General features: G+C 58.2%; 1 pseudogene. It reads right to left on the reverse strand.

What is annotated here, in order from left to right:
* Positions 1-306 (reverse strand): annotated as a pseudogene (locus tag P0G09_RS18060) (site-specific integrase); the annotation flags it as partial.

A 306-nucleotide genomic window follows, 5' to 3' on the forward strand; every position in this document is an offset into this window, starting at 1 on the left:
GCTGACCGCAGTTGCGATACCTGCCATCCATGGCAAGCTCATCCTGCCGGAGCTTTTCCAGCCAAGCCAGCAGTTCCTCTTTCAAGGGTCTCGTCAGATCAAGGGTACGGCTGGATTTCTTGGTTTTCGGCTTCTTCAGCACCAGTGCGGAGCTGCTGCCCTCACGCTGGTCGGGGAAGATGTGGTAGATCTGATTCGGGTCGGTCTTTTCCAGTGCAGCCTTGTCGGTGCGCTGTAAGCTCCTGCCGACCGTGATGGTCCCACGTCCATCCGCTGCATCGAAGTCGATGTCTCCCGGTTGCAAGC

Origin of the sequence: Faecalibacterium sp. DFI.5.82, assembly GCF_029076575.1 — a bacterium.
Classification (GTDB): Bacteria; Bacillota; Clostridia; order Oscillospirales; family Ruminococcaceae; genus Faecalibacterium; species Faecalibacterium duncaniae.